The following is a 25211-nucleotide window of genomic DNA, read 5'->3' as shown; positions in this document are numbered from 1 at the left end:
CTCGACACCTCGCTTCCACGACGTCGTCACGTCGAACGCAAACGGCAGCGGAAGCGGGAGCGGCAACGGCAACGGAACCGGCAACGGCAGCGGCAACGGAAGCGACAGCTGCAGCACCACGAGACCCGAGCGCGCCACAGACGAAACGCACGACGACGCGGCCGCCCGCTCCTCAGGTCTCGTGACACACCTCCTCTCCTGGTCGGTCGCCGGTCGACGCATCGTCGACGACGTCTCCTTCCGCGCTCCGGCCGGGGCGATCACGGGGCTGCTCGGGCCGAACGGCTCGGGCAAGTCCTCGCTCCTGCGGCTCGTCGCGGGGGTGACGCGGGCGGAGGCCGGGACGACGACGTTCGACGAGGCTGACCTCGCGACGCTTGGTCGGCGCGAGCGTGCTCGCGTCGCGGCCTTCGTCGAGCAGGACGCGAGCGCCGACAGGAGCCTCACCGTCGCCGACGCCGTCGAGCTCGGACGCCTCCCCCACCGCGGCTGGTTCGCGGCGCCCTCCACCGAGGACGAGGCCGCGGTCTCGACCGCCCTCGCGCGCGCCGGTGCGCTGGACCTTGCTGACCGGGATCTCGGCACGCTCTCGGGCGGCGAGCGTCAGCGGGCCCACGTCGCGCGCGCGCTCGCGCAGGAGCCACGGCTCCTGCTGCTCGACGAGCCGACGAACCACCTCGACGTCGCCGCGCAGCGCGAGCTCCTCACGCTTCTCGCGGGCCTCGCCGACGACGGCACGACAGTCCTCACCGCGCTCCACGACCTCACGCTCGCCGCCGCGTGGTGCGACCACGTCGTCGTGCTCGACGGTGGGCGCGTCGTCGCCGAGGGGCCGGTCGAGGAGGTTCTCGTGCCCGACGTCGTCGAGGCGGTGTGGGGCGTGCGGCCCGACGTCCTCACGCACCCGCGCACGGGGCGTCCGCTCCTCGTGCTCTGACGCAGGACTCCGACTGCGCCCCGACGGCCGAGCCGCACGCTCCGGCTGCGGCTGCGGCTCACGCTCCGGCCGCGCCGCACGTTCGACCGCGGCTCACGCTCCGACCGCGGCTCACGCTCCGGCCGCGACTCAAGCTCCGACCGAGCGGGACACGCCGGCCGCGCAGGACGCTTCGACCGAGCCTTGCGCTCCATCCGAACCGGACGCTCCGACCGCGCCACAGGTTCCGACTGAGCCGCACGCTCCGTCCGAGCGGGACCCTCCGACCACGCCGCCGGCTCCGACAGCGCCTCCCTCTCAGGTCGACGCGCGTCGGACGAGCGCCGTCTGGAGCGTCACCGCGGCGGGCTCGGCCCCTTCGACTGTCTCGAGCAGGAGTCGGACCATCTCGGCGCTGATGCGTTCGAAGGGCTGGCGCATGGTCGTGAGCGCGGGGTGGAGCGCGGCTGCGACGCCCGAGTCGTCGAAGCCGCCGACGGCGACGTCGTCGGGCACGGATCGTCCCGCGGCCTGGAGCGCGACGAGCGCGCCGGCGGCCATGAGGTCGCTGGCGATGAAGACGGCGTCGAGGTCGGGGCGTCGCTCGAGGAGCTCTGCCATGGCGAGCCGGCCCGACTCGCGCGAGTAGTCGCCGTGCGCGACGAGCGTCTCGTCGAACGCGTCGCCGACGGCCTCGCGGTAGCCCTCGAGGCGGAGGGTGCCGCCCGGGGTGTCGAGGGGCCCCGTGACCATGGCGACCTTGGAGCGCCCGGTGTCGAGGAGGTGGCGGGTCATGGTGCGCGCGCCGGCGCGGTCGTCAGCCGCGACGTAGCCGACCGCACCCTCGAAGCCGAGGGGCACGCCGCACGCGACGACGGGCACCTGGTTCTTGAGGAGCTCGGCGACCATGGGGTTGTCGCGGTGGGAGGAGATGAGCAGGACGCCGTCGACGTGTCCTGCGGCGACGTACGCGGAGATGCGTTTCCGTTCGGCGGGCGTCGAGGCGAGCATGAGGAGCAGCGGGATCTCGCGGGCCGCGAGCGCCTCGGCGGCTCCGCGCAGGAGCACCGAGAAGTTGGGGTCCTCGAAGAGCAGGTGCTGCGGCTCGGTCAGGAGGAACGCGACCGAGTTCGCTCGGCCCGTGACGAGGGAGCGGGCATGCTGGTTGGCCTGGTAGCCGGTCGTTCGGATGGCCTCCTGCACGGAGGCGAGGGCGTCGGGCGACACCCAGTGGCCTCCGTTGAGCACGCGCGACACCGTGCCGCGGGAGACTCCGGCGGCCGCGGCGACGTCGCGGATCGTCGGTCGCCGGCGGGGCGTGTGGCTGGGACGGGCCTGGTCGCTCATGGTCGCCGAGCCTAGTTCGTCACGGTCGCCGCACGTAGTGCGACGCCTCGGACGGGGTCGGGGACGTGGGACGTCCAGGTGCGCCACGCGCTCTCCTCGCGCCCCGTCTCGTCGACGAGAGCGAGGTTGGACCACTGGACGCCCACCTGGTCGGCGTCGCCCTCCTCGGCGTAGGCCATGCCGGCAGGTGACGCCCACGACGAGCCGTCGACCGGGAGCCAGGCGGGCTCCCAGTAGATGACGCCGCGGCCGTGGTCGCCCGGGGTCGCGGCGACGACGTCGTCGAGGTCGGTGAGGAAGGCGGCCTGCGCGTCGCTCCCCGGCACGCGTCCCGTGCGGGCGATCTCGGCGTCGCGCACCATCGAGCCGTGCCCGGGCGGGGTCGTCGCGGACCGGGCGAAGGCGGTCTCGACGACGAGGAGGTCGAGGTCGTACGCCGTCGCGAGATGGTCGAGGTTGGCCCCGAGGTCGGCGAGCGACCCGTGCCAGAACGGGTAGTAGGAGAGCCCGAGGACGTCGAGGTCGACGCCGCGCGGCAGCATGCGGTCGAGCCACTGCCGGGCGACGACGTCGGAGCCTCCCTGGTCGAGGTGGAGGACGACCTCGGCGTCGGAGTGCTCACGGACGGCGGCGACGCCTGCGCGCAGGAGTCCTGCGAGGCGGTCGTCGGCCGCGGGGTCCGCCGGGCCGTAGGCACGGGCCTGGTCGTCGTAGCGGGTCGTCGCCGCGACGGGCCAGCACGTGCCGTTGGTGATCTCGTTGCCGACCTGGACGCTGGCGAGCCCGATCCCCGCGACTGTGAACGCGTCGAGGGTCGTCCGCGTGTACTCGCCGACGCTCTCCGCGAGCGCGGTCGCGCCGAGCCCGGCCCAGGCCTTGGGCGTGCGCTGCTTGGCGGGGTCGGCCCAGAAGTCGGAGTAGTGGAGGTCGAGCTGGACGGCCATCCCGGCCTCCCGGGCGCGGCGGGCGAGCCGGAGCGTCCTGGCCAGGTCGTTGGTGCCACCGAGGTAGGGGGTGCCGTCGGCGTCGTAGGGGTCGACCCAGAGTCGGAGCCGCACGAGGTTGCTGCCCGCACGGGCGGCGAGCGTCACGAGGTCGCACGGCGCGCCGTCGCGGTCGCGATAGGTGACGCCGAGCGCCTCCATCTCCTCGGTGATGGAGATGTCGACGCCGTGCGTCCACGTGGGTGCCGTCACTTCGGTCCTTCCGTCGCTCCGTCGCGGGGCAGGCGCTCGCGCTCGAGGCACGGGGAGGCATCTCGGGGGAGGACGCCTCCCCGTGCACGTTCCCAGTCTGGCACGGGTCGCGTCGGGTGTCGCCTTCCCCGTGACAGACACGCCGACCGTCCCAGTCGGCCTTCCACGTACGTGGAAAGCACACGCCCCCACCTGCGCAGACGCTGCAGGAGTAGGGATCTACCGCATCCCACGGCGTGTGCCACGTCACTACGGTCAGAGCCACCACGGAGCCGTGGTGCCGGACGCGCGTCACGGGCCAGGCTCCCCGTCCCCCCTGCGAGGCACCCCCATGCACCTCCTGCCAGCCCGCCGCAAGCGCGCCGTCGCCGCGGCCGCGACGGGAGCGCTCGTCGCATCCCTGCTCGCGGTCCCCGCGCTGACGATGTCCGCCTCTGCGGCTCCCGCCACCTGTCTGACGCCGTGGGCGAGCACCACGACGTACACGGGCGGCCAGACCGCCTCGTACGGCGGCACCAACTACCGCGCCAAGTGGTGGACGCTCGGCGAGACGCCCGGTACGAACGCCTGGGGCGCCTGGGAGGCGACCGGTGCGTGCGGCACGACGCCGACCGAGGAGCCCACCGAGGAGCCGACGGACGAGCCCACGGACATCCCGACCGACGAGCCCACGGACGAGCCCACGGACGTCCCGACCGACGAGCCCACGGACGAGCCGACCGACGAGCCGACGACCACGCCCGTCGAGGGTGACGAGGCGTGCCGCCCCGACGGCATGTACCGCACCCCGGGCGTGAAGACCCCGTACTGCGACGTCTACGACACCGATGGCGTCGAGAAGCTCCCCAACGGGCTCGACCGCCGCATCATCGGCTACTTCACAAGCTGGCGCACGGGTCAGAACGGCACGCCGACGTACCTCGCGAACAACATCCCGTGGGACAAGATCTCCCACATCAACTACGCGTTCGCGCACGTCGACAAGAACAACGAGGTCTCCGCGTACGAGGACCGCGCCGGCAACGAGGCGACGGACCGCACCTGGCCCGGCGTCCCCGGGGCCGAGATGGACCCGTCTCTCCCCTACACCGGTCACTTCAACCTTCTCCAGAAGTACAAGAAGGCCAACCCCGGCGTGAAGATCATCCCCGCCGTCGGCGGCTGGACCGAGACGGGCGGCTACCACGACGAAAACGGCAAGCGCGTCGCGACCGGCGGCTTCTACGAGATGACAAAGTCGCAGGCCAACATCGACAAGTTCGCCGACTCGGCGGTGCGTTTCATCCGTGAGTACGGCTTCGACGGCCTCGACATCGACTACGAGTACCCGACGTCGAACAACGCTGCCGGCAACCCCGACGACTTCTGGATCGCCGACAAGAACCGTGGCTCCCTGTTCAAGGGCTACGAGGCGCTCCTCAAGACGCTCCGCGAGAAGCTCGACAAGGCCGCGGCCGAGGACGGCCAGTACTACATGCTCACCGTCGCCGCTCCCTCCTCGGGCTGGCTCCTGCGCGGCATGGAGATGTACCAGGTGACGCAGTACCTCGACTACGTCAACCTCATGTCGTACGACCTCCACGGCGCGTGGAACGAGTACGTCGGCGGCAACAACCCGCTGTTCGACAACGGCAAGGACCCCGAGCTCACCGCGGGCAACATCTACGGCGCGTACAACGGCATCGGCTACCTCAACGGCGACTGGGCGGCGCGCTACTTCCGCTCGGCCGCGCAGGGCGGTCGCATCAACCTCGGCGTCGGCTTCTACACGCGAGGCTGGGACAACGTCCAGGGCGGCAACTACGGTGACGGCGGCCGCGCCCCTGCGCCGTCCGGCTACACGTGCGCTCCCGGAACCTCCGGCAAGTGCGGCCAGGGCGCGACGGGCGTCGCCAACCTGTGGCACGACTCCGACCCCCTGGGCGGCGAGGTTCCTGCCGGCGCCAACCCGATCTGGCACGCGCTCAACCTCGCTGAGGGTCGCGTCGGTGACTACGCAGCCTCCTATGGCGTGACCGGCCAGCTCAAGGGCTCGTTCAGCCACCACTTCGACGACGTGTCGAAGAACGAGTGGTGGTGGAACCCGGAGACGAAGACCTACATCTCGGGCGACACCGTCCAGGCGGTGCAGGCCAAGGCCGACTACGTGAAGAACACCGGTCTCGGCGGCATCATGATATGGGAGTTCGCGGGCGACTACGGCTTCAACAAGGCCAAGGGCCAGTACGAGATGGGCCAGACGATGGTCGACGCGATGCACAAGACGTTCTCGAGCGCCGGCACCTACTCGAAGAGCAAGGCCGAGGCTGACCGGCCGATGCCGAAGAAGGCCATCGACCTCTCGATCAAGTACACCGAGTTCGCGCTCGGCGACAACAACTACCCGATCAGCCCGAAGGTCGTCTTCACCAACAACTCGAAGACGGACATCCCCGCGGGCTCGACGATCTCGTTCCAGTACTCGACGTCCAACCCGGGCGGCATGAGCGACTGGTCCGGCATGAAGACCGTCGTGACGAAGGAGGGGCACACGGGCAACAACGTGGGCGGCCTCAAGGGGAACTACCACACGGCTGAGTTTGCGGTCCCGCTCGGTGGCATCCCTGCCGGCGGCTCCATCACGAACCAGCTGAAGTGGTCGATGCCGACGGCGGCGTTCTCGAACGTCATCGTCACGGTCGGCACCGAGAAGTACGCGACGACGTACGACTACCCGCGTGGCGTCACGGTCGTCGAGCCGACGAGCGGAGCCGGCAACGGCAACGGCGGCGGCGGTGGCACGGGCACGGGCACGGGCACGTGCACCGGCCTCGGCGCGTACTCCGCGACGACGGTCTACACGGGCGGCCAAAAGGTGTCGCACAACGGCAGCATCTTCTCCGCACGCTACTGGACGCAGGGCGCTGCGCCCGACGCCGCGAACCCCTGGGGTGCGTGGCAGCTCGTCGGCGCCTGCTGACGGGTCCGCACGGCAAGGGGGTCCGAGCGCTGCTGCGCTCGGGCCCCCTCGTGGCGCCCGCGGGCTGTCCGGGTCAGTGAGCTCCGAGGAACTCCTCGACGGCCGTGAAGAACTCCTCCGGGCGGTCGCGGCGCACGCAGTGCCCCGCCCCGGGGACGACGACGCGGCTCACCCGCGGGTTGCCGTGGTCCAGCGGCGCCATGGTCGACCCCGGTGGGACGACGAGGAGCGTCGGCACCGCGACGTCGCGCCACAGCGCGGGCCAGTCCCCTCCGGCGCCGATGCCGCGCCCCACGGCGGACCGGTCGACCAGTGGTTTCGAGTCGGCCCACGCATCGATCTCTGCGTGGCTCCACGTGGTCGCGCGTCGCATGCGTGCGACCTCGCCGTCGCGGTCCGCGAGCGAGTCGAGGAACTCGAGCGTCCCCGTGACGAATCCGGAGACGTCGTCGTCGGGTCCGAACGGCGACGACGGGTCCTCGAGCACGAGAGCGCGCACCCGATCAGGCAGTCGGCACGCTGCACGGAGCGCCAGGTTGCCCCCGAGCGAGTGCCCGAGCAGCACGACCGGCTCAGGCTGCTGCGCAAGGAGCTCGATCACGTCGTCGAGCATGACCTCCGACGCGTGCGCGACCTCGTCGGGCGCGAACCGCGGCGATCTGCCGTGCCCGCGGAGGTCGACCCCGACGATGTCCCACGCACCGTGCCAGCGTTCGACGAGGTCGGGCCACGTCGTGCCGTCCTCGGTGAAGCCATGGAGCAGCAGCATGCGCGGCCCCCCGGGGTTGCCGGAGCGATGCGTGAAGAGTTCCATGGGACGACGCTAGCGGCGACCACGGACATCGCCCGTGGGACGCTCGTCCCGCCGTCGAGCTCCGCGCCCCACCGAGCTCAGTGCCCCGTCGGGCTCAGGCCCTCGTCGGGTTCAGCACTCAGTCAGACCCAGCGCTCCGTCAGGCACACAGCTCCGTCGAGCTCAGCGCCCCGCGCGCCCGTCAGCGAGACCGCGCGCGTAGGCCTCGGCCGTCCCCTCGCTGAAGAGGTCGGCCTCGCCGAGGCGCGGCAGGACGCGCGCGCCGGGTCCGTCGTCGTCGGTCGTGAGGTGGCCGAGCCCACGGACGACGGCGACGGGCCGGCCCGTGACCTTGCCCTTGACGAGGTCGGCCGCTGCCGCGATCTCGTCGGCGACGGCGCGGACGGTCATGCCGAGCTCGCGCCCGGCCGAGTCGCGCCGGCCGCGCTCGTCCTCGACGACGTGGAGCCCGGCGGCTCCGATCGCGAGGTCGACGAGGCCGTCGCGCCAGACCCGCCCTGCCGTGTCGGTGACGACGACGCCGACGCGCACGCCGAGCCGCGCACGCAGTCCCGCTCGCAGGCGTCGCGCCGAGTCGTCGGGGTCGACGGGAAGCAGCAGCACCGTGCCCTCGGCGGTGTTCGATGCGTCGACCCCCGCAGCGGCCATGACGAGCCCGAGCCGGTTCTCGACGATGCGCAGGGGCGGCCCGCCTGGTCTGTCACGCGAGGCGACGACGCGCACCGTCTCCGCGGTGATCGCGGCCTCACGGTCGTCGGCGGCGACGATGCGTCCCTCGGACTTCGAGACGATCTTGCTCGCGACGACGACGACGTCGCCGTCGGCGAGGTCCGGGCACGCCGACGCGACGAGCGCGGCGAGGTCGTCGCCGGGGCGGACCTCTCCGAGTCCGTCGGGCGCCGTGACGGTGAACCCGCTCACCGGGTGAGCTTGGGCAGGACGTCGCGCGAGAAGACGTCGATCCACTCCCGCTGGTTGCGGCCGACGTTGTGGAGGTAGATGCGGTCGAAGCCGAGGTCGACGTACTTCTGGATGTTCGCGCGGTGGACGTCGGGGTCGGCGGAGATGACCATGCGGCCCTCGAAGTCCTCGGGGCGCACGAGGCGTGCGATCTGCTCGAACTCGAACGGCGAGCGGATGTCGGCCTTGGGGAACTTCATGCCGCCGTTGGGCCACTCGACCATGGCGTTCGCCATGGCTTCCTCATCCGTCGGCGCCCACGAGAGGTGGATCTGGAGGACCTTGGGCAAGGACTCGGGGTCGCGGCCCGACTCGCGCACGCCGTCGTCGAACTTGCCGAAGAGCATGGAGATCTTCTCGAGGGGCGCCCCGACGGTGATGAGACCGTCGGCGTGGCGCCCGGCGCGCTTCGCGGTGACGGGGCCGGCCGTCGCGACGAGGATCTCCGGTGCGACCTCGGGCATGGTCCACAGGCGCGTCGACTCGAGCTTGAAGAACTGCCCCGAGTGCTTCGTGTCCTTGCCGGCGAGCGAGGCGCTGAAGAGCTTCTTGATGATCTCGATGGCCTCGAACATGCGATTGATGCGCTCGGGGGCCTCGGGCCAGTACTGGCCCGTGATGTGCTCGTTGAGCGCCTCGCCCGAGCCGAGCCCGAGCCAGTGGCGTCCCGGGTACATCGCGGCGAGCGTCGCGCTCGCCTGCGCGACCATCGCGGGGTGCCAGCGGAACGTCGGCGCCGTGACCCCTGGTCCGATGTCGCCCTTGGTCCGCTCGCCGAGCGCCGCGAGGACGTTCCACACGAACGCGCTGTGCCCCTGCTGCGGCACCCACGGCTGGAAGTGGTCCGCGGCCATGACGCCGGAGAAGCCGTGCTCCTCGGCGTAGGCCGACAGCGCCACGACCTCGGTCGGGTGGAACTGCTCGAGCATCGCGGCGTAGCCGATCGTGAGGTCCATGACCCAACCCTAGGCCGGGCCGCCGACATCCGTCGCGGACCGAGGCGCGCACCACGTCGAGCATCTGGGAGAATCGGTGACCATGAGCGCAACCTCACCTCTCGAGCCGACCATCCCCGCCACGACCGCGAACGCCGACGGCGTCTTCACCGCCGTCGTGCGGGAGGTACCGGACAAGGTGAGCCTCGACGGTCTCGAGCAGCGCTTCGACGAGCGCTGGACCGCCGAGGAGACGTACGCGTTCGACCGCACGGCTGAGCGCGCCGACGTCTACTCGATCGACACGCCGCCCCCGACGGTCTCGGGCTCCCTCCACGTGGGCCACGTCTTCTCGTACACGCACACGGACGTCGTCGCGCGTTTCCAGCGCATGCTCGGCAAGCGCGTCTTCTACCCGATGGGCTGGGACGACAACGGCCTGCCCACCGAGCGCCGCGTGCAGAACTACTACGGCGTGCGCTGCGACCCGTCGCTGCCCTACGTCGAGGGCTACGAGCCGCCGCTGCAGGGCGCCGAGGGCAAGAGCGTCAAGGCCGCCGACCAGCAGCCGATCAGCCGCAAGAACTTCGTCGAGCTGTGCGAGCGGCTCACCGCGGAGGACGAGAAGCAGTTCGAGGCGCTGTGGCGCCACCTCGGCCTCTCCGTCGACTGGACGCGCACGTACCAGACGATCGGCTCCGGCGCGCAGGGCGTCGCGCAGACGGCGTTCCTCCGCAACCTCGCCCGCGGCGAGGCGTACACGGCCGAGGCTCCGGGCCTGTGGGACGTGACGTTCCAGACGGCCGTCGCGCAGGCCGAGCTCGAGGCGCGCGACTACCCGGGCCACTTCCACAAGGTGAACTTCCACGCGCCCGACGGCACGGCCGTCCAGATCGAGACGACGCGTCCCGAGCTTCTGCCGGCGTGCGTCGCCCTCATCGCTCACCCCGACGACGAGCGGTACAAGCACCTCTTCGGCACGACGGTCTCGTCGCCGCTGTTCGGCGTCGAGGTTCCCGTCCTCGCGCACACGGCGGCCGAGCCCGACAAGGGCGCCGGCATCGCGATGTGCTGCACCTTCGGCGACCTCACCGACGTCCAGTGGTGGCGCGAGCTCCAGCTGCCGACGCGCTCGGTCCTCAACCGGGACGGTCGGATCACGCGCGAGACCCCCGAGTGGATCTCGTCGGAGGCCGGGCGGGCGATGTTCGAGGAGATGGCCGGCAAGACGACGTTCTCCGCACGCACCGCGGTCGTCGACGCGCTCCGCGCGTCCGGCGACCTCGACGGCGAGCCCGTCGCGACGCAGCGCAAGACGAACTTCTTCGAGAAGGGCGACAAGCCCCTCGAGATCGTCACGAGCCGCCAGTGGTACATCCGCAACGGCGGCCGCGACGCGGACCTCAACGCCGCCCTGCTCGCGCGCGGCTCCGAGCTCGGCTTCCACCCCGACTTCATGCGCGTGCGCTACGAGAACTGGGTCGGCGGCCTCAACGGCGACTGGCTCATCTCGCGCCAGCGCTTCTTCGGCGTGCCGATCCCGGTCTGGTACCCGGTCGACGCCGAGGGCCAGCCCGTGTGGGAGTCGCCGATCGTCCCCGACGAGACCTCGCTGCCGATCGACCCGTCGTCCGACGTCCCGGCCGGCTACACGGCCGAGCAGCGCGGGCAGGCCGGCGGCTTCGTCGGCGACCCCGACATCATGGACACGTGGGCGACGAGCTCGCTCACCCCGCAGATCGCCGGCGGCTGGCTCTCCGACCCCGACCTCTTCGCCCGTGTCTTCCCGATGAACCTGCGCCCGCAGGGCCAGGACATCATCCGCACGTGGCTGTTCTCGACGGTCGTGCGCTCGCACCTCGAGCACGGCTCGCTGCCGTGGTCGGACGCTGCGATCTCGGGCTGGATCCTCGACCCGGACCGCAAGAAGATGTCGAAGTCGAAGGGCAACGTCGTCACGCCGATGGGTCTGCTCGAGGAGCACGGCTCGGACGCGGTCCGCTACTGGGCGGCCTCGGCGCGCCTCGGCACCGACGCTGCCTTCGAGGTCGGCCAGATGAAGATCGGCCGTCGCCTCGCGATCAAGATCCTCAACGCGTCGAAGTTCGCGCTGTCGTTCGCGGGCGAGGGCGAGATCCGTCTCGACCCGGCCGCCGTGACGGTGCCGCTCGACCGCGCGATGCTCGCGGGCCTCGCCGACGTCGTCGACGCGGCGACCGAGGCGCTCGCGGCCTACGACCACACGCGTGCGCTCGAGCTCTCCGAGACGTTCTTCTGGACGTTCTGCGACGACTACCTCGAGCTCGTCAAGGACCGCGCGTACGGCGGCGGCGACGCCGAGGTCTCCGCGGAGACGCTCTCGGCGCGCACCGCGCTCGCGCTCGCGCTCGACACGATGCTCCGCCTCTTCGCGCCGGTCCTGCCGTTCGCGACCGAGGAGGTCTGGTCGTGGTGGCGCGACGGCTCGGTCCACACCGCCCCGTGGCCTGTCGCGGCCCCGCTGCGCGCTGCCGCCGGTCCGGACGCGCGCCTCGCTGAGCTCACGGCGGCGGGCAACGCGCTCGCCGCGCTCCGCAAGATCAAGTCGGAGGCCAAGGTCTCGATGCGCACCCCGATCCTCCTCGCCGAGGTCGCCGTGCCGGCAGCGTCGCTGCCGGCGGTCGAGCAGGCAGCGGGCGACGTCCGCGGCGCCGGCCGCGTCACGGGCGAGCTCGTGCTCGTCGCGGCCGCGGAGGGCCAAGGCTCGGCGGACGTCCAGGGTGGCATCGTCGTCGTGCGTTCCGAGCTCGGGGAGCCCGAGGCCCGGAAGCCGAAGGCCTGACGATGACGCTCCTCGAGTCGGTCTCCCCCGACCTCAACGACGTCGCGCGCGACGCCTCGATCGCCGACCTGCTCGCGAAGCGGGTCGCCGAGTCGGGCGACGGCACGCTCATCGAGGTGAAGTCGCACGTCGCCGGCACGTGGCGTCCTGTCACGGCCCGCGCGTTCAGCGACGAGGTCATGGCGGTCGCCAAGGGCCTCATGGCTCTGGGCCTCGCTCTCGGCGACCGTGTCGCGATCATGTCGCGCACGCGCTACGAGTGGACGTTGCTGGACTTCGCCGCGTGGCAGGCGGGGCTCGTGCCCGTGCCCGTCTACGAGACGAGCTCGGTCGAGCAGGTCCGCTGGATCCTCGGCAACGCCGGCGTCCGCGCCGTCGTCGTCGAGACGGCGGCGCACGCCGCCCTCGTCGAGGAGGCGCGCTCGGAGGCCCCGTCCGTCGAGCACGTCCTCGTGCTCGACGACGACGCGATCGCGACGCTGCGTTCCGGCGGCGCCGACGTCTCCGACGCCGACCTCGCGGCGCGCACGGACGCGCTCGACGGCGACGCGGTGGCGACGATCATCTTCACGTCTGGCACGACGGGCCGCCCCAAGGGCGTCGAGCTCACGCACCGCAACTTCGTCCACCTCGCGCGCAACGGCGTGCGGTCGCTCAGCGAGATCTGCGCGGCGCCGGGATCCCGGACCCTGCTCTTCCTGCCGCTCGCGCACGTCTTCGCGCGGTACATCGAGGTCATGGCCGTGACGTCGGGCTCGGTGCTCGGGCATGCGCCCGACATCAAGAACCTCCTTCCGGACCTCGGCTCGTTCCGCCCGACGTACCTGCTCGCGGTGCCGCGCGTCTTCGAGAAGGTCTACAACTCGGCCGAGCAGAAGGCCGGGGCGGGCGCGAAGCTCAAGATCTTCCGCTGGGCGGCGAAGGTCGCGATCGAGACGTCGCGCGCGTGGGACACCCCGCACGGCCCCTCCCCCGCGCTCAAGGCGCAGCACGCCCTCGCGGGCCGGCTCGTCTACTCGAACCTGCGCTCGGCGCTCGGCGGCCGGTGCACGTACGCGATCTCGGGCGGCGCTCCGCTCGGCGAGCGCCTCACGCACTTCTACCGCGGCATCGGCCTGACGATCCTCGAGGGCTACGGGCTCACCGAGACGACGGCTCCGAGCGCCGTCAACCGTCCGGGTTCTGTCGCTCCGGGGACGGTCGGCCTGCCCTTCGCGGGGACGAGCGTGCGCATCGCCGAGGACGGCGAGGTGCTCCTCCAGGGCGACCACGTCTTCCGCGGGTATCACGACAACCCGGAGGCGACCGCCGAGGCGTTCGTCGACGGCTGGTTCCGCACGGGCGACCTCGGCTCGCTGGACGACGCGGGCCGGCTGCGCATCACGGGTCGCAAGAAGGAGATCATCGTCACCGCGGGCGGCAAGAACGTCGCACCTGCGGTGCTCGAGGACCGGTTCCGCGGGCACCCGCTCGTCAGCCAGTGCGTCGTCGTCGGTGACCAGCGGCCGTTCATCGCGGCGCTCGTCACGCTCGACCCTGAGATGCTGCCGGGCTGGCTCGCGGCGCGCGGACTGCCGTCGATGTCGGTCGCGGACGCCGCCGTGCACCCCGAGGTGCTCGCGGCGCTGCACCGCGCCGCCGAGCGCGCCAACGAGGCCGTCTCGCGCGCCGAGTCGATCCGCAAGATCCGCGTCCTGACGACGGACTTCACCGAGACGAACGGCTATCTCACGCCGTCGCTCAAGGTGAAGCGCGCACTCGTGCTCACGGACTTCGCGGGCGAGGTCGACGCGATCTACGCCTGACGTCGGCTCCTGACGGCCGGTCCTCGCTCGCGCGAGGGCCGGCCGTCGTCCGTCGCTGCGGTGCAACCGGTCGCGCGAACGGCCCGGGGAGCACGCAGACTTGCGGCATACCACCTGTGGATCGGCTCACACAGGACCTAGGGAGTTGTCTCACGAGGTGGGCGCATATGTATGATGTTCAGAGAATAATCATTCAGACTGACGGACGGACCTCATGAACGCCTCGCTCACCCGCATCCTCCCGGTCATTGCGATCGGCGCCCTCGCCCTCGCGGGCTGCTCCTCCGACACGGACGCCCCCGCGGCGACGGGCACGGGGACGGCCGCCTCGGGCGTCTCTCTCGTCAAGGATGGCGTCCTCACCGTCTGCACGAACCCGCCCTTCGCGCCGTTCGAGTTCGAGGAGGGCGGCGCGATCGTCGGCCTCGACATGGACATCACCGGCCAGGTCGCCAAGGACCTCGGCGTCACGCAGACCGTCCTCAACGTCCCGTTCGAGGCCATGGAGTCCGGCGCGGCCCTCGAGTCCGGCCAGTGCGACGTCATCGCCACCGGCCTGTCGATCACCGACGAGCGCAAGGCGAACCTCGAGTTCTCCGCGCCGTACTTCGACGCCGACCTCGGCATCCTCGTGAAGAAGGACTCGGGCATCACCTCCGAGGCCGACCTCGCGGGCAAGCGCATCGGCGTCCAGATCTCGACCGACGCCGAGGTGTGGGTCACCGAGAAGGAGCTCGGCGGCGTCCAGTTCCAGGACCTCGGCCTCCAGGTCCAGTCGCTCAACGCCGACCAGGTCGACGCCGTCATGAACGACTACGCCGTCCTCGGCTCCTACGTCGCCGACGGGTACGAGCTCCTCGCTCCCGTCCCGACGGGCGCGACCTACGGCCTCGCCGTGAAGAAGGGCAACACTGCTCTCCTCGAGAAGGTCAACGGCACCCTCGAGCGCATCAAGGCCGACGGCACGTGGGCCGAGATCTACACCGCGCGCATCGGCGTCGCCCCGAGCGAGGACTGAGCACTCTCATGACCACGCAGACTCCGGCCGCGGCCCGGACCGCCCGGGCCCGGGCCCGGCTGAGTCCGCGCCGACGACGCCTCCTCGTGCGCGTCGTCCAGTACGTCGTGCTCGTGGGAGCGCTCGTCGCTCTCGCGAGCCTCGTGAAGTGGGACTCCGTCCAGGAGAACATCTTCAACGTCGAGGCCGCCAAGGCCCTCCTGCCGAAGATCCCGCGCGCGTTCGGCAACACCCTGCTCTACATGGTGTGCTCGTTCGCCCTCTCGATCGTCCTCGGCACCCTCCTCGCTCTCATGCGCGTCTCCGAGGTGCGCCTCTACCGCATCGTCTCGACGATCTATGTCGAGTTCTTCCGCGGCATCCCGGCGCTGCTCTACGTCATCGCCGTCGGACTCGCGCTCCCCCTCGTGCTGAGCGTCTCGCTCAAGTCGACGCTGCTCAAGGTGACGATCGCGCTCGGCATGGTCTCGGCGGCCTACGTCGCCGAGACGATGCGCGCCGGCCTCCAGGCCGTCCCCAAGGGACAGGTCGAGGCCGCCCGCTCGCTCGGCATGAGCCAGGCACGCACGACGGTCACGGTCGTCGTGCCGCAGGCGTTCCGCATCGTCCTGCCGCCGCTGACCAACGAGATCATCCTCCTCACGAAGGACACCGCGCTCATCTCGTCGCTCGGCCTCATGATCCCCGAGTTCGAGCTCACGAAGATCGGCCAGAACGCTCTCGCCTCAGGCGCAGGCGGCGGCCTCACGCCGCTGTTCGTCGTCGGCGCGTGCTACCTCGTCATCACGATCCCGCTCGGCATCTTCGCGCGAAGGCTCGAGGCCAAGGGTGCAAGGAGCCGCTCATGACTGCCCAGCCCGTCGTGGAGATCCGCGACCTCCACAAGTCTTTCGGCCCGCGCGAGGTCCTCCAGGGCGTCGACCTCACGATCGCCCCCGGCGAGGTCGTGTGCGTCATCGGCCCGTCCGGCTCCGGCAAGTCGACGCTGCTGCGCTGCGTCAACCAGCTCGAGTCCGCGACGTCCGGCCGGATCGACGTGCTCGGCACCGAGATCACCGACCCCGACGTCGACATCGACCTGCTCCGCTCCCAGGTGGGCATGGTCTTCCAGAGCTTCAACCTCTTCGCGCACCTCACGGTGCTCGAGAACTGCACGGTCGCTCAGCGCAAGGTCCTCAAGCGCTCGAAGGACGAGGCCGAGCGGATCGCGCTCGCCAACCTCGAGCGGGTCGGCCTCGGCGACCGCGGCGACGCCCACCCCCACCAGCTCTCGGGCGGCCAGCAACAGCGCGTCGCGATCGCGCGCGCCCTGTCGATGGACCCGCAGCTCATGCTGTTCGACGAGCCGACGTCCGCGCTCGACCCCGAGCTCGTCGGCGACGTCCTCGCCGTCATGCGCGAGCTCGCCGAAGGTGGCATGACGATGATGGTCGTCACGCACGAGATGGCGTTCGCGCGCGACGTCGCCGACCGCGTCGTCTTCATCGACGGCGGCGTCATCGTCGAGCAGGGCGACCCGGCCGACGTCATCGGCAAACCGCAGCACCCGCGCACGCGACTCTTCCTCCAGCGCGTCCTCGACCCGACGCACACGCACGACGCGACGACCTGAGGTCGCACGAGGGCTGCGGCAGCTCTAGCAAGCGACGGCGAGGGCCGGGACACTCACCGTGTCCCGGCCCTCGCCGTCGTCGAGCCAGATGTTGTCGCCGCCGCGCCAGACGGCGCCACCCACCACATGCATTCCTGACGACCACGCGCCGGTCGACGCTACGCCCAGTCGCAGCCCCGTGCCGATGTCTCAGACGTGCGCCGTCGCCCAGGGGCGGCCACGTCCGCCGCCGGTCGCAGCGGGCGGCGGTGGCATCCCGGCGTCCCACCGGAGGATCGCACCGACGCCGTCGGCAAGAGGCGCCGTGCCCGGCTCGACGAAGGACACGCCTGCATCCTGCCCGATGGCCGCGCGCAGCACGGCGATGACGGCGTCCATCTCCCGCAGGTGCGGCTCGCCCTGCGCGACGAGGATGTCGGGCGTGAGGGCCAGCGCAGACCACTCGTCACCGGCCCAGACGAGGGGCCCCTCGCCGATGGTGCGCTGCACGGTCGTCTCGAGGACGAGCTCGGCGACGCGCCCCTCGCGCGAGGCCCGCACGACGGCGTCGAGCCCCGTGAGCGCGCCGCGCCCTCGGGCGAGTCCCTCGGTGAGGCGGGCGACGACGGCGCCGCGCCTGCGGACCCGGTGCGACTCGAGCGCCCCGCGCAGCCGGGCGTCGAACACCTCTTGCGTGGCGACGCCGCGCGCGCCGCCCGGTACCTCGACGACGAGCGACCTGGCGCGGGTCCCGAGCTCCCTCTCGACGAGGCCGACGGCGCGCGTGTCCCCCGTGAGGACGACGATCTCGGGACCGTCGGACGCGACGAGGCGGTCGATGACCGACGCGACCGCCTGGGCGTTGCGCACCCATGCGTCCTGCGTCCGACGGACCACGTGCCCCTCGGAGACCCCACCGGTGCGGGGCTGGTCGATGTCCGTGCGCTCGCCCTCGACGGTCGCCTGCCAGGCGACGTCGCTGCTCCCCCAGCCGCGACGGAGGAGGTCGGCGCCGGCCCTGTCGACCGTGACGACGACGTGGTCGACGGACTCGTCCGAGTAGACGGCCGCGGGCAGGAGGTCGGGCGTCGCCCCACGGGCGACGCGGGAGACGACGGGTGCGGCGACGAGCGGCCGGTCGACGAGGATGCCGTCAGAGTCGGTCGCGACGAGGAGCCGCCCGCCGACGAGCTCGTCACGCACCGGGATCGCTACAGCGTCGTCGAGCATGCCGAGCAGCTCCCCGGGCGTGCCGGCGAGCTCAAGGATGCGGCGCAGAGGACGCCACCGGTCGGCGAACTCGCGCTCGGGACGTCCGCCGGCCCGGGTCACGTCGATATGCACGCTGGTGAAGGGGCCTGGGCGACCGAGGAGTGGACGGATCCAGTCGACGAGCATCTGGGGCCTCGCTTCCCGAGTGGACCAGTCTGAGGAACCGGTCCCGTACGTTCAAGGGTGCGCCACGGCGCCCCACAATGCCAGTCTTGACGTGAGGCGGATCACACTGCACGCGACCCTCGCGAGGCGCTCACAGCGCGGGACACACACGCTCACGTCCTGGAATGCTGCTGAGAGCGGCCCCTGTGGGCGCCGTCCACGTCCCGTCGATTCGTCCGGAACGCCGAGACCATCACAGCCACATCGATCTACCTGCTCGCCTGTCGAGGCGCACAGACGCAGGTCACGCCTTCATCGACCCCTTGATTCACAAGCCCTGTTTGTGACCAGCCCGGCAGGTCACCGTTCCCGTTCGGCCTCCCCGCCCGGAGGATGGAACCATGCTCGGCACACCCACCGCGACCACCGCTCGTCCACGCACCACCCACCTGGACCAGCGCCCATCCCCCACGCCGCGCGTGCGCGAACTCATCCCCGGTCTCGCCCTGTGCGTCGCCGCCGCGGGCGTCGCGCTCGTCACGGGCTCGCTCCTGCCGAACGTCAGCCCCCTCATCGTGGCGATCCTCCTCGGGGCGATCACCGCCAACGTCGTCACGCTCCCGGCATCGTTCACGCCCGGGCTCGCGCTCGCCTCCAGGGGCTTCCTCCGCGTCGGCATCGTGCTCCTCGGCCTCCAGGTCGCCCTCACCGACATCCGTGGCCTCGGCGCCCCCACCCTGCTCGTCGTCGTGCTCATCGTCGCCGGCGGGCTCCTCGGCACCGTCCTCCTCGGCCGGCTGCTGCGCGTCACGCCCCACCTCTCGCTGCTCGTCGCGTGCGGGTTCTCCATCTGCGGGGCCGCAGCCGTCGCGGGTGCCGCCGGCGTCACCGACCCGGACGACGACGCCGAGGAGGCCACCGTCACGGCCGTCGCCCTCGTCGTCATCTTCGGGACGCTCATGATCCCGCTCGTACCCGCGCTCGCCCACCTCCTCGGGCTCGACGCACGCGTCGCAGGCATGTGGGCGGGCGGCTCCATCCACGAGATCGCGCAGGTCGTCGCCGTCGGCGGCGTCCTCGGCAGCGCCGGGCTCACGGCCGCAGTGCTCGTCAAGCTCGCGCGCGTCCTCATGCTCGCCCCCGTCATGGCCGCGCTCAGCGTGCGCGAACGCCGCCGAGGACGCGCAGCCGCCGAGGCGGGCACGCCCGGCACCGCACCGCGCCAGCCGGCCATCGTGCCGCTGTTCGTCGCCGGCTTCCTCGCGATGGTGCTCGTCCGCTCGTTCCTGCCCGTCCCGACGGGCGTGCTCGACGCGGGCAGGATCCTGCAGACGCTGCTCCTCGCCGCAGCGATGTTCGGCCTCGGCTGCGGCGTGCGCGTCCGCACCCTCGTGCAGGTCGGCCCCAGGCCGTTCGCCCTGGCCGGGCTCTCCACGCTGCTCGTCGCGGGCATCGCGCTCGCCGGGGTGCTGCTCGTCGCGTGAGCGCACCCGCTCGCTCAGGAGTAGATGTCGAGCGGCGGGACGTCCCCGTCACCGCGAGCGGCGATCAACGCATGATGGTGCTTGACCTGGGTGACGATGAAGCTGCGGAAGTCCTCCGCGAGAGCAGGGTCGAGCCCGGCGTCCGCGGCGATCTGACCGAGGCGCGCGATCTGCTCGTGCTCCCGCGTGAGGTCCTCGGGCGGGAGCCCGCCTGCGGCCTTGAGCTCGCCGACGCGCCGCGTGCACTTGAACCGCTCCGCGAGGAGGTACATGAGGGCGCCGTCGATGTTGTCGATCGAGTGGCGCAGCCGAAGGATCTCGGCAGGCACCACGGGCGCCGAGGGTACGCCGGGCGCGGCGCCGTCGGCGCCGTCCGTGGTCGCGCTCATCAGGCGGTCTTCTCGCGGCGGCCGCGCTCGCCGTTGAGCACGTAGACGGGCTCGCCCGTGCCGACGACCGCTGGGGTGTCGATGACGACGCGCTCGACGTCCTCACGGCTCGGGATCTCGAACATCACGGGCTGCAGGACCTCCTCGAGGATCGCGCGGAGGCCGCGGGCGCCGGTCTTGCGCTCGAGGGCCTTCTCGGCGACCGCGTGGAGGGCGTCGTCGGTGAACTCGAGCTCGACGCCGTCGAGCTCGAACATCTTCTGGTACTGCTTGACGAGCGCGTTGCGCGGCTCGGTGAGGATCGAGACGAGCGCCTCCGTGTCGAGCCGGTTCGCGGCCGTGACGACGGGGAGACGGCCGATGAACTCGGGGATGAGCCCGAACTTCACGAGGTCCTCGGGGCGCACCTCGGTGAAGAGGTCGCCCGGGTCGCCCGACTCCATGGGCGCGCCGAAGCCGACGCCGCGCTTGCGCGTGCGGTCCGCGATGATCTCCTCAAGACCAGCGAACGCGCCTGCGACGATGAAGAGCACGTTGGCCGTGTCGATCTGGATGAACTCCTGGTGCGGGTGCTTGCGCCCGCCCTGCGGCGGCACCGACGCGACGGTGCCCTCGATGATCTTCAGCAGCGCCTGCTGGACGCCCTCGCCCGAGACGTCACGCGTGATCGAGGCGTTCTCGCCCTTGCGGGCGATCTTGTCGACCTCGTCGATGTAGATGATGCCCGTCTCGGCCTTCTTGACGTCGAAGTCAGCGGCCTGGATGAGCTTGAGGAGGATGTTCTCGACGTCCTCGCCGACGTAGCCGGCCTCCGTGAGCGCGGTCGCGTCGGCGATGGCGAACGGGACGTTGAGGAGCTTGGCGAGCGTCTGGGCGAGGTAGGTCTTGCCCGTGCCTGTGGGGCCGATGAGCAGGATGTTCGACTTGGCGATCTCGACCTGGTCGGAGTCGTCCGCGGTCGGCTTGCCCGTCGCGCCCGCCTGGATGCGCTTGTAGTGGTTGTAGACGGCGACGGCGAGGGAACGCTTGGCGTGGTCCTGCCCGACGACGTACTGGCCGAGGAAGTCGAAGATCGCCGTCGGCTTGGGCAGCTCGACGAGCCCGAGCTCGGCGGCCTCGCCAAGCTCCTCCTCGATGATCTCGTTGCAGAGCTCGATGCACTCGTCGCAGATGTAGACGCTGGGTCCTGCGATGAGCTTCTTGACCTGCTTCTGCGTCTTCCCGCAGAAGGAGCACTTGAGCAGGTCGGCACCGTCTCCGATACGAGCCACGACCACTCCCCTTCCTCTGCCCGTCACGAGCGACGGGTCACCTCACCATGGAACACCACCGGAGCGTCGAAGTCGCGCCCGACGCTCCGGCGGCACCCGGGTCACTGCGCGGGCAGGACCGGGGTCTTGCGGCTCTCCAGGACCTGGTCGACCAGGCCGTACTCGAGCGCCTGCTTGGCCGTGAGGATCTTGTCGCGCTCGATGTCCTTGCGGACCTGGTCGAGCGCCGTGCCCGTGTGGTTCGCGAGCGTCTCCTCAAGCCACTCGCGCATGCGGATGAGCTCGTTCGCGTGGATCTCGATGTCCGACGCCTGGGCGTAGCCGCCACCCTCCATCGCGGGCTGGTGGATGAGCACGCGGGCGTTGGGCAGCGCGAGCCGCTTGCCAGGCTGGCCCGCCGCGAGCAGCACGGCAGCGGCCGAGGCCGCCTGCCCGAGGCACACGGTCTGGATCTGCGGCTTGACGTACTGCATCGTGTCGTACAGCGCCGTCATGGCCGTGAACGAGCCACCGGGCGAGTTGATGTAGAGGACGATGTCGCGGTCCGGGTCCTGGCTCTCGAGGACGAGGAGCTGGGCCATGACGTCGTCGGCGGACGCGTCGTCGACCTGCACGCCGAGGAAGATGATGCGGTCCTCGAACAGCTTCGTGTACGGGTCCTGGCGCTTGAAGCCGTAGGGGGTGCGCTCCTCGAAGTTCGGCAGGACGTAGCGGGCCGACGGGCCCTGCGGCGCGCTGCCACCGAAGACGGCACCGCCATACGGTCCGGCAAGACGCTGCGCGGTCGAGATGTACTGGGACTCGAAGCTCATCGAGCTCTCCTTCAGGTCTGGTGTCCGGTCGGGGCGGGAGGCGCTCAGGCGCCCGTGCCGCCGCCGCCCGGGACGGAGCCGGCGTGGGTGACGACGTGGTCGATGAAGCCGTACTCAAGGGCCTCGGTCGCGGTGAACCAGCGGTCGCGGTCGGCGTCCGAGCTGACCTGCTCGACCGTCTTGCCGGTCTGCTGCGCCGTGAGGTCCGCCAGAACACGCTTCATGTGGAGGATGAGCTCGGCGTTGATGCGGACGTCGGTCGCGGTGCCACCGATGCCACCCGAGGGCTGGTGCATCATGACGCGTGCGTGCGGGGTCGCGAAGCGCTTGCCGGTCGCACCCGAGGAGAGCAGGAACTGCCCCATCGATGCGGCGAGGCCCATCGCGACCGTGGCGACGTCGGGCTGGATGTACTGCATGGTGTCGTAGATCGCCATGCCGGCCGTGATCGAGCCGCCCGGGGAGTTGATGTAGAGGTAGATGTCCTTCTCGGGGTCCTCTGCCGCGAGGAGCATGAGCTGGGCGCAGATCGCGTTGGCGTTCTCGTCGCGCACCTCGGACCCGAGCCAGATGATCCGCTCCTTGAGGAGTCGGTTGTAGATGCTGTCGTTGAGGCCGAGTCCGGCTCCCTCACCGCGTGCTGCCACGGGCGTCTGCTCGATCACGTGGGTCTCCCTCAATGGTCCCGTTGGTGTATCCGTTGTCGACCCTAACGCCCGGGGTCCCTGGTTCCTGCCCGCGGGGACCCCTGTTTCGCTGACGGCGCACGGGCCGGGGAACGACACAGGCCGTACCCCCGCTCGCGGGAGTACGGCCTGTGTCACGTGCTGTGCGGGACTCAGTCCTCGTCGGTGTCCGCGGCGGCGGCCGCAGCGTCCTCGAGGACCTCGGTCGCGGCGTCGTCCTCGGCGGAGCCGATGAACTCGGTGAGGTCGACGACGTTGCCCGAGGCGTCCTTGACCTCGATGCCGCGCAGGGCGACGGCGAGCGACTTGGAGCGAGCGACCTCGGCGACGACCGACGGGATCTGACCGCCCTGGTCGATCTGCTTGATGAACTCGTTCGGGTCCATGCCGTACTGGCGCGCGGACTGCAGGAGGAACTCGAGGAGCTCGGCCTGGCCGACCTTGATCTCGAGGCTCTCGGCGAGCGTGTCGAGGAGGATCTGGTTGCGCAGGGCGACCGTGGCCTCCTCGCGGACCTCCTCGCGGTGCTCGTCGTCCTCGAGACGACCCTCGGACTCGAGGTGGCGGTGGATCTCCGCCTCGACGACGCCCTCGGGAACAGGGATCTCGACGGCGCCGAGGAGGGCCTCGAGGAGGTTGTCGCGGGCCTGGACGGCCTGCTGCGAGACCTTGGCGCGACCGACCTGGACGCGGAGGTCGTCCGTGAGCTCGGCGATCGTGTCGAACTCGGAGGCCATCTGCGCGAAGTCGTCGTCCGCGGCGGGGAGCTCGCGCTCCTTGACCGAGGTGACCTTCACCGTGATGGTCGCGTCCTTGCCGGCGTGCTCGCCGCCCGCGAGGGGGGACGTGAAGATCGCGTCCTCGTCGGCCGACAGGCCGATGAGCGCCTCGTCGAGGCCGTCGAGCATGGTGCCCGAGCCGATCTGGTAGGACGTGCCCGAGACCGTGTCGATCTCCTCGTCCTCGATCTTCGCGGACATGTCGATGACGACGTAGTCCTTGTCCGCGGCAGGGCGGTCGACGCCGACGAGCGAGCCGAAGCGCTCGCGCAGCGCGTCGAGGCGCTCGGCGACGTCCTCGTGGGACACGGCGACGTCGTCGACCGTGATCGTCAGCGAGGAGACGTCGGGGAGCTCGATCTCGGGGCGGACCTCGACCTCGGCCGTGAAGTGGAGCTCACCCTCGGTCTCGGAGGGGTCGGGGACCTGCGTGACCTCGACGGACGGCTGCGCGAGCGGGCGGAGCTTCTGCTCACGCACGGCCTCGCCGTAGAAGCCGGGCAGACCGTCGTTGATCGCGTGCTCGAGGACCGCACCGCGGCCGACACGCTGGTCGATGATGCGCGGCGGCACCTTGCCCTTGCGGAAGCCCGGGATCGTGACCTCCTTGGCGATGTGCTCGTACGCGTGGTCGATGCTCGGCTTGAGCTCGTCGTACGACACCTCCACCGTGAGCTTGACCTTCGTGGGCTCGAGGGTTTCGACAGCGCTCTTCACTTCGATGAACTCCAGCAAGTCGGGGGGCGACCCGGGGTGACCGTGATCGACCAGGTGGTGCCGGCGCAGCCGGCACGGCTGACGGGCGGCCACGCGCCGAGGCGCGCGGGTAACCCTGGAATCCTACTCCACGCGGGGCGGTGGCAGCCGCCCTGTGGACGTGAGGTGCACCGCGCCCCCGGAGGGCGCGCGGTACGGTCGAGCATGGCGACGACGAAGAGGCTGCTCGACGCGACGGCGCGCGAGCTCGCGACCTACACCCGGGCCCAGAAGCTCGCCGCGATCCGCGGCAACGAAGGGCGCACGCTCGCCTCGGAGATGATCGCGACCGCGGCCCCGCTCGTGCACGACGTGAGCAACCCCGAGCTCGCGGCGAGCCAGGGTGCCGACCTGCTCATCCTCAACGTGTTCGACGTCGACGCCCCAGCCGTCATGGGCCTGCCCGACGTCGCTCCCGACGGGGTCGTGCGCGAGGTACGGCGGCTCACGGGACGGCTCGTCGCCGTCAACCTCGAACCCGTCGACCCCGAGGCAGACCTCGGCGCCGCCGCCGACTTCGCCGGTGCGACCGCGCCGGGACGCCTCGCGACGCCCGCCAACGCGCGGCGGGCCGCCGCTCTCGGCGTCGACGCGATCGTCCTCACCGGCAACCCGGGTGCGGGCGTGACGAACGCGGCGCTCGCCCGCGCGACAGCGTCGGTGCGGGAGGCCGTCGGCGAGGACGTCATCCTCGTCGTCGGCAAGATGCACGCGTCCGGGAGCGTCGGCGAGGCAGGCGCGGGGATCGTCGACGACGCGATCATCGCCGAGTTCGTCGCGGCCGGCGCCGACGTCGTCCTGCTCCCAGCCCCCGGAACAGTGCCCGGCTGCCACGAGGCGCAGGTCCGCGACTGGGTCGCGGCCGCGCACCGCGCCGGCGCCCTGACGATGACCGCGGTCGGCACGTCGCAGGAGGGTGCCGACGTCGACACGATCCGCCGGATCGCCCTCATGGCGAAGATGACCGGCACCGACATCCACCACCTCGGCGACTGCGGGTACTACGGCATCACGCTCCCCGAGAACCTCGTCGCGTACTCGATGACGATCCGCGGCCGCCGCCACACCTACCGGCGGATGGCGATGTCGATCGCGCGCTGAGCAGCGAGTCCCGTCGTCGACACCCCCGGCGCGACTCCCACCGGCACCCCCTGGCCCAAACGAGACCCGGACCATCGCGAGCCTCACCCGCGCCTGCGGCCGGGATCGTGGGCCGAGCGGGGTTTCTCGGAGGCGCGTCGACGTGCCAGTCCGTAGGCTCGCGTCGGCAGGACGTACCCCACCGTGGCGAGGAG

The 25211-nt window shown here is 71.2% G+C and carries 20 protein-coding genes; 9 read left to right on the top strand and 11 right to left on the bottom strand.

Features of this window, described 5'->3' with window-relative positions:
• Window positions 1-181 precede the first annotated feature (181 nt).
• Complete coding sequence (locus tag G7063_RS05840) at window positions 182-937, top strand: ABC transporter ATP-binding protein (RefSeq protein WP_166413563.1); 756 nt, start codon at window positions 182-184, stop codon at window positions 935-937.
• Between the two features lie 297 nt (window positions 938-1234).
• Here the strand turns inward: G7063_RS05840 and G7063_RS05835 are convergent, their stop codons facing one another.
• Together G7063_RS05835 and G7063_RS05830 are read right to left on the bottom strand one after the other, a co-directional pair.
• On the bottom strand, window positions 1235-2263 hold the full coding sequence (locus G7063_RS05835; RefSeq protein WP_166413562.1) for a LacI family DNA-binding transcriptional regulator: 1029 nt from the start codon (window positions 2261-2263) through the stop codon (window positions 1235-1237).
• Window positions 2264-2274: 11 nt separating this feature from the next.
• Window positions 2275-3459, bottom strand: coding sequence for a glycosyl hydrolase 53 family protein (locus G7063_RS05830; protein ID WP_166413561.1), 1185 nt, complete (start codon window positions 3457-3459; stop codon window positions 2275-2277).
• A gap of 331 nt (window positions 3460-3790) precedes the next feature.
• Here G7063_RS05830 and G7063_RS05825 point away from each other — a divergent pair, with 331 nt between their 5' ends.
• Complete coding sequence (locus tag G7063_RS05825) at window positions 3791-6418, top strand: glycosyl hydrolase family 18 protein (protein WP_206188217.1); 2628 nt, start codon at window positions 3791-3793, stop codon at window positions 6416-6418.
• 73 nt (window positions 6419-6491) lie between these two features.
• Here the strand turns inward: G7063_RS05825 and G7063_RS05820 are convergent, their stop codons facing one another.
• The 3 genes from G7063_RS05820 to G7063_RS05810 all read right to left on the bottom strand — a co-directional run bounded on the left by G7063_RS05820 (window position 6492) and on the right by G7063_RS05810 (window position 9148).
• Window positions 6492-7232 carry an alpha/beta fold hydrolase gene (locus tag G7063_RS05820; protein WP_166413559.1) on the bottom strand — a complete coding sequence of 247 codons (741 nt, stop codon included), beginning with the start codon at window positions 7230-7232 and terminating at the stop codon, window positions 6492-6494.
• Window positions 7233-7394: 162 nt separating this feature from the next.
• A complete protein-coding gene (locus G7063_RS05815; RefSeq protein WP_166413558.1) occupies window positions 7395-8153 on the bottom strand; it encodes a coenzyme F420-0:L-glutamate ligase in 759 nt (252 codons plus the stop codon).
• Window positions 8150-9148, bottom strand: a complete 999-nt coding sequence (locus G7063_RS05810; RefSeq protein WP_166413557.1) for a TIGR03557 family F420-dependent LLM class oxidoreductase — start codon at window positions 9146-9148, stop codon at window positions 8150-8152. Before G7063_RS05810 ends, G7063_RS05815 begins: the two co-directional genes overlap by 4 nt.
• Window positions 9149-9230: 82 nt before the next feature.
• Here G7063_RS05810 and valS point away from each other — a divergent pair, with 82 nt between their 5' ends.
• The 5 genes from valS (at window position 9231) to G7063_RS05785 (ending at window position 16383) form a co-directional block, all read left to right on the top strand.
• Complete coding sequence (valS, locus tag G7063_RS05805; RefSeq protein ID WP_166413556.1) at window positions 9231-11948, top strand: valine--tRNA ligase; 2718 nt, start codon at window positions 9231-9233, stop codon at window positions 11946-11948.
• Between the two features lie 2 nt (window positions 11949-11950).
• On the top strand, window positions 11951-13753 hold the full coding sequence (locus G7063_RS05800) for a long-chain fatty acid--CoA ligase (protein ID WP_166413555.1): 1803 nt from the start codon (window positions 11951-11953) through the stop codon (window positions 13751-13753).
• Between the two features lie 214 nt (window positions 13754-13967).
• Complete coding sequence (locus G7063_RS05795; RefSeq protein ID WP_166413554.1) at window positions 13968-14771, top strand: transporter substrate-binding domain-containing protein; 804 nt, start codon at window positions 13968-13970, stop codon at window positions 14769-14771.
• Between the two features lie 8 nt (window positions 14772-14779).
• Window positions 14780-15619: an amino acid ABC transporter permease gene (locus tag G7063_RS05790; RefSeq protein ID WP_166413553.1), complete on the top strand. Its 840-nt coding sequence runs from the start codon at window positions 14780-14782 to the stop codon at window positions 15617-15619.
• Window positions 15616-16383: an amino acid ABC transporter ATP-binding protein gene (locus G7063_RS05785; RefSeq protein WP_166413552.1), complete on the top strand. Its 768-nt coding sequence runs from the start codon at window positions 15616-15618 to the stop codon at window positions 16381-16383. Before G7063_RS05790 ends, G7063_RS05785 begins: the two co-directional genes overlap by 4 nt.
• A gap of 189 nt (window positions 16384-16572) precedes the next feature.
• Here the strand turns inward: G7063_RS05785 and G7063_RS05780 are convergent, their stop codons facing one another.
• A complete protein-coding gene (locus G7063_RS05780) occupies window positions 16573-17694 on the bottom strand; it encodes a hypothetical protein (protein WP_166413551.1) in 1122 nt (373 codons plus the stop codon).
• Window positions 17695-18140: 446 nt separating this feature from the next.
• Between G7063_RS05780 and G7063_RS05775 the strand changes: the two genes are divergently transcribed.
• A complete protein-coding gene (locus G7063_RS05775) occupies window positions 18141-19223 on the top strand; it encodes a YeiH family protein (protein ID WP_166413550.1) in 1083 nt (360 codons plus the stop codon).
• 14 nt (window positions 19224-19237) lie between these two features.
• On the opposite strand, the gene G7063_RS05770 is transcribed toward G7063_RS05775, so the two are convergent.
• The 5 genes from G7063_RS05770 to tig form a co-directional block, all read right to left on the bottom strand.
• The gene (locus G7063_RS05770) at window positions 19238-19612 is read right to left on the bottom strand and encodes a chorismate mutase (RefSeq protein WP_166413549.1); all 375 of its coding nucleotides are present in this window, start codon (window positions 19610-19612) and stop codon (window positions 19238-19240) included.
• Window positions 19612-20883, bottom strand: coding sequence for an ATP-dependent Clp protease ATP-binding subunit ClpX (clpX, locus tag G7063_RS05765; protein WP_166413548.1), 1272 nt, complete (start codon window positions 20881-20883; stop codon window positions 19612-19614). Before clpX ends, G7063_RS05770 begins: the two co-directional genes overlap by 1 nt.
• Before the next feature lie 101 nt (window positions 20884-20984).
• Complete coding sequence (locus G7063_RS05760) at window positions 20985-21695, bottom strand: ATP-dependent Clp protease proteolytic subunit (protein WP_166413547.1); 711 nt, start codon at window positions 21693-21695, stop codon at window positions 20985-20987.
• 44 nt (window positions 21696-21739) lie between these two features.
• Window positions 21740-22360: an ATP-dependent Clp protease proteolytic subunit gene (locus G7063_RS05755; protein ID WP_166413546.1), complete on the bottom strand. Its 621-nt coding sequence runs from the start codon at window positions 22358-22360 to the stop codon at window positions 21740-21742.
• A 173-nt stretch (window positions 22361-22533) separates the two neighbouring features.
• Window positions 22534-23877, bottom strand: coding sequence for a trigger factor (tig, locus tag G7063_RS05750; RefSeq protein WP_166413545.1), 1344 nt, complete (start codon window positions 23875-23877; stop codon window positions 22534-22536).
• Window positions 23878-24081: 204 nt separating this feature from the next.
• Between tig and G7063_RS05745 the strand changes: the two genes are divergently transcribed.
• Window positions 24082-25017: a haloacid dehalogenase-like hydrolase gene (locus G7063_RS05745; RefSeq protein WP_166413544.1), complete on the top strand. Its 936-nt coding sequence runs from the start codon at window positions 24082-24084 to the stop codon at window positions 25015-25017.
• Window positions 25018-25211 lie beyond the last annotated feature (194 nt).

Source organism: Sanguibacter sp. HDW7, assembly GCF_011300875.1.
Lineage (GTDB): Bacteria > Actinomycetota > Actinomycetes > Actinomycetales > Cellulomonadaceae > Flavimobilis.
The sequence above is the reverse complement of the archived record's forward strand: the minus strand, read 5'-3'. Positions and strand labels throughout refer to the sequence as shown.

Bases quoted from the DNA above. Each gene is read 5' to 3' on its own strand.
- G7063_RS05770 (WP_166413549.1), bottom strand. From the start codon at position 19,612: ATGAGCGCGACCACGGACGGCGCCGACGGCGCCGCGCCCGGCGTACCC.
- G7063_RS05760 (WP_166413547.1), bottom strand. From the start codon at position 21,695: ATGAGCTTCGAGTCCCAGTACATCTCGACCGCGCAGCGTCTTGCCGGA.
- G7063_RS05820 (WP_166413559.1), bottom strand. From the start codon at position 7,232: ATGGAACTCTTCACGCATCGCTCCGGCAACCCCGGGGGGCCGCGCATG.
- G7063_RS05825 (WP_206188217.1), top strand. From the start codon at position 3,791: ATGCACCTCCTGCCAGCCCGCCGCAAGCGCGCCGTCGCCGCGGCCGCG.
- valS (WP_166413556.1), top strand. From the start codon at position 9,231: ATGAGCGCAACCTCACCTCTCGAGCCGACCATCCCCGCCACGACCGCG.
- G7063_RS05790 (WP_166413553.1), top strand. From the start codon at position 14,780: ATGACCACGCAGACTCCGGCCGCGGCCCGGACCGCCCGGGCCCGGGCC.
- G7063_RS05835 (WP_166413562.1), bottom strand. From the start codon at position 2,263: ATGAGCGACCAGGCCCGTCCCAGCCACACGCCCCGCCGGCGACCGACG.
- G7063_RS05795 (WP_166413554.1), top strand. From the start codon at position 13,968: ATGAACGCCTCGCTCACCCGCATCCTCCCGGTCATTGCGATCGGCGCC.
- G7063_RS05745 (WP_166413544.1), top strand. From the start codon at position 24,082: ATGGCGACGACGAAGAGGCTGCTCGACGCGACGGCGCGCGAGCTCGCG.
- G7063_RS05810 (WP_166413557.1), bottom strand. From the start codon at position 9,148: ATGGACCTCACGATCGGCTACGCCGCGATGCTCGAGCAGTTCCACCCG.
- G7063_RS05785 (WP_166413552.1), top strand. From the start codon at position 15,616: ATGACTGCCCAGCCCGTCGTGGAGATCCGCGACCTCCACAAGTCTTTC.
- G7063_RS05800 (WP_166413555.1), top strand. From the start codon at position 11,951: ATGACGCTCCTCGAGTCGGTCTCCCCCGACCTCAACGACGTCGCGCGC.
- G7063_RS05775 (WP_166413550.1), top strand. From the start codon at position 18,141: ATGCTCGGCACACCCACCGCGACCACCGCTCGTCCACGCACCACCCAC.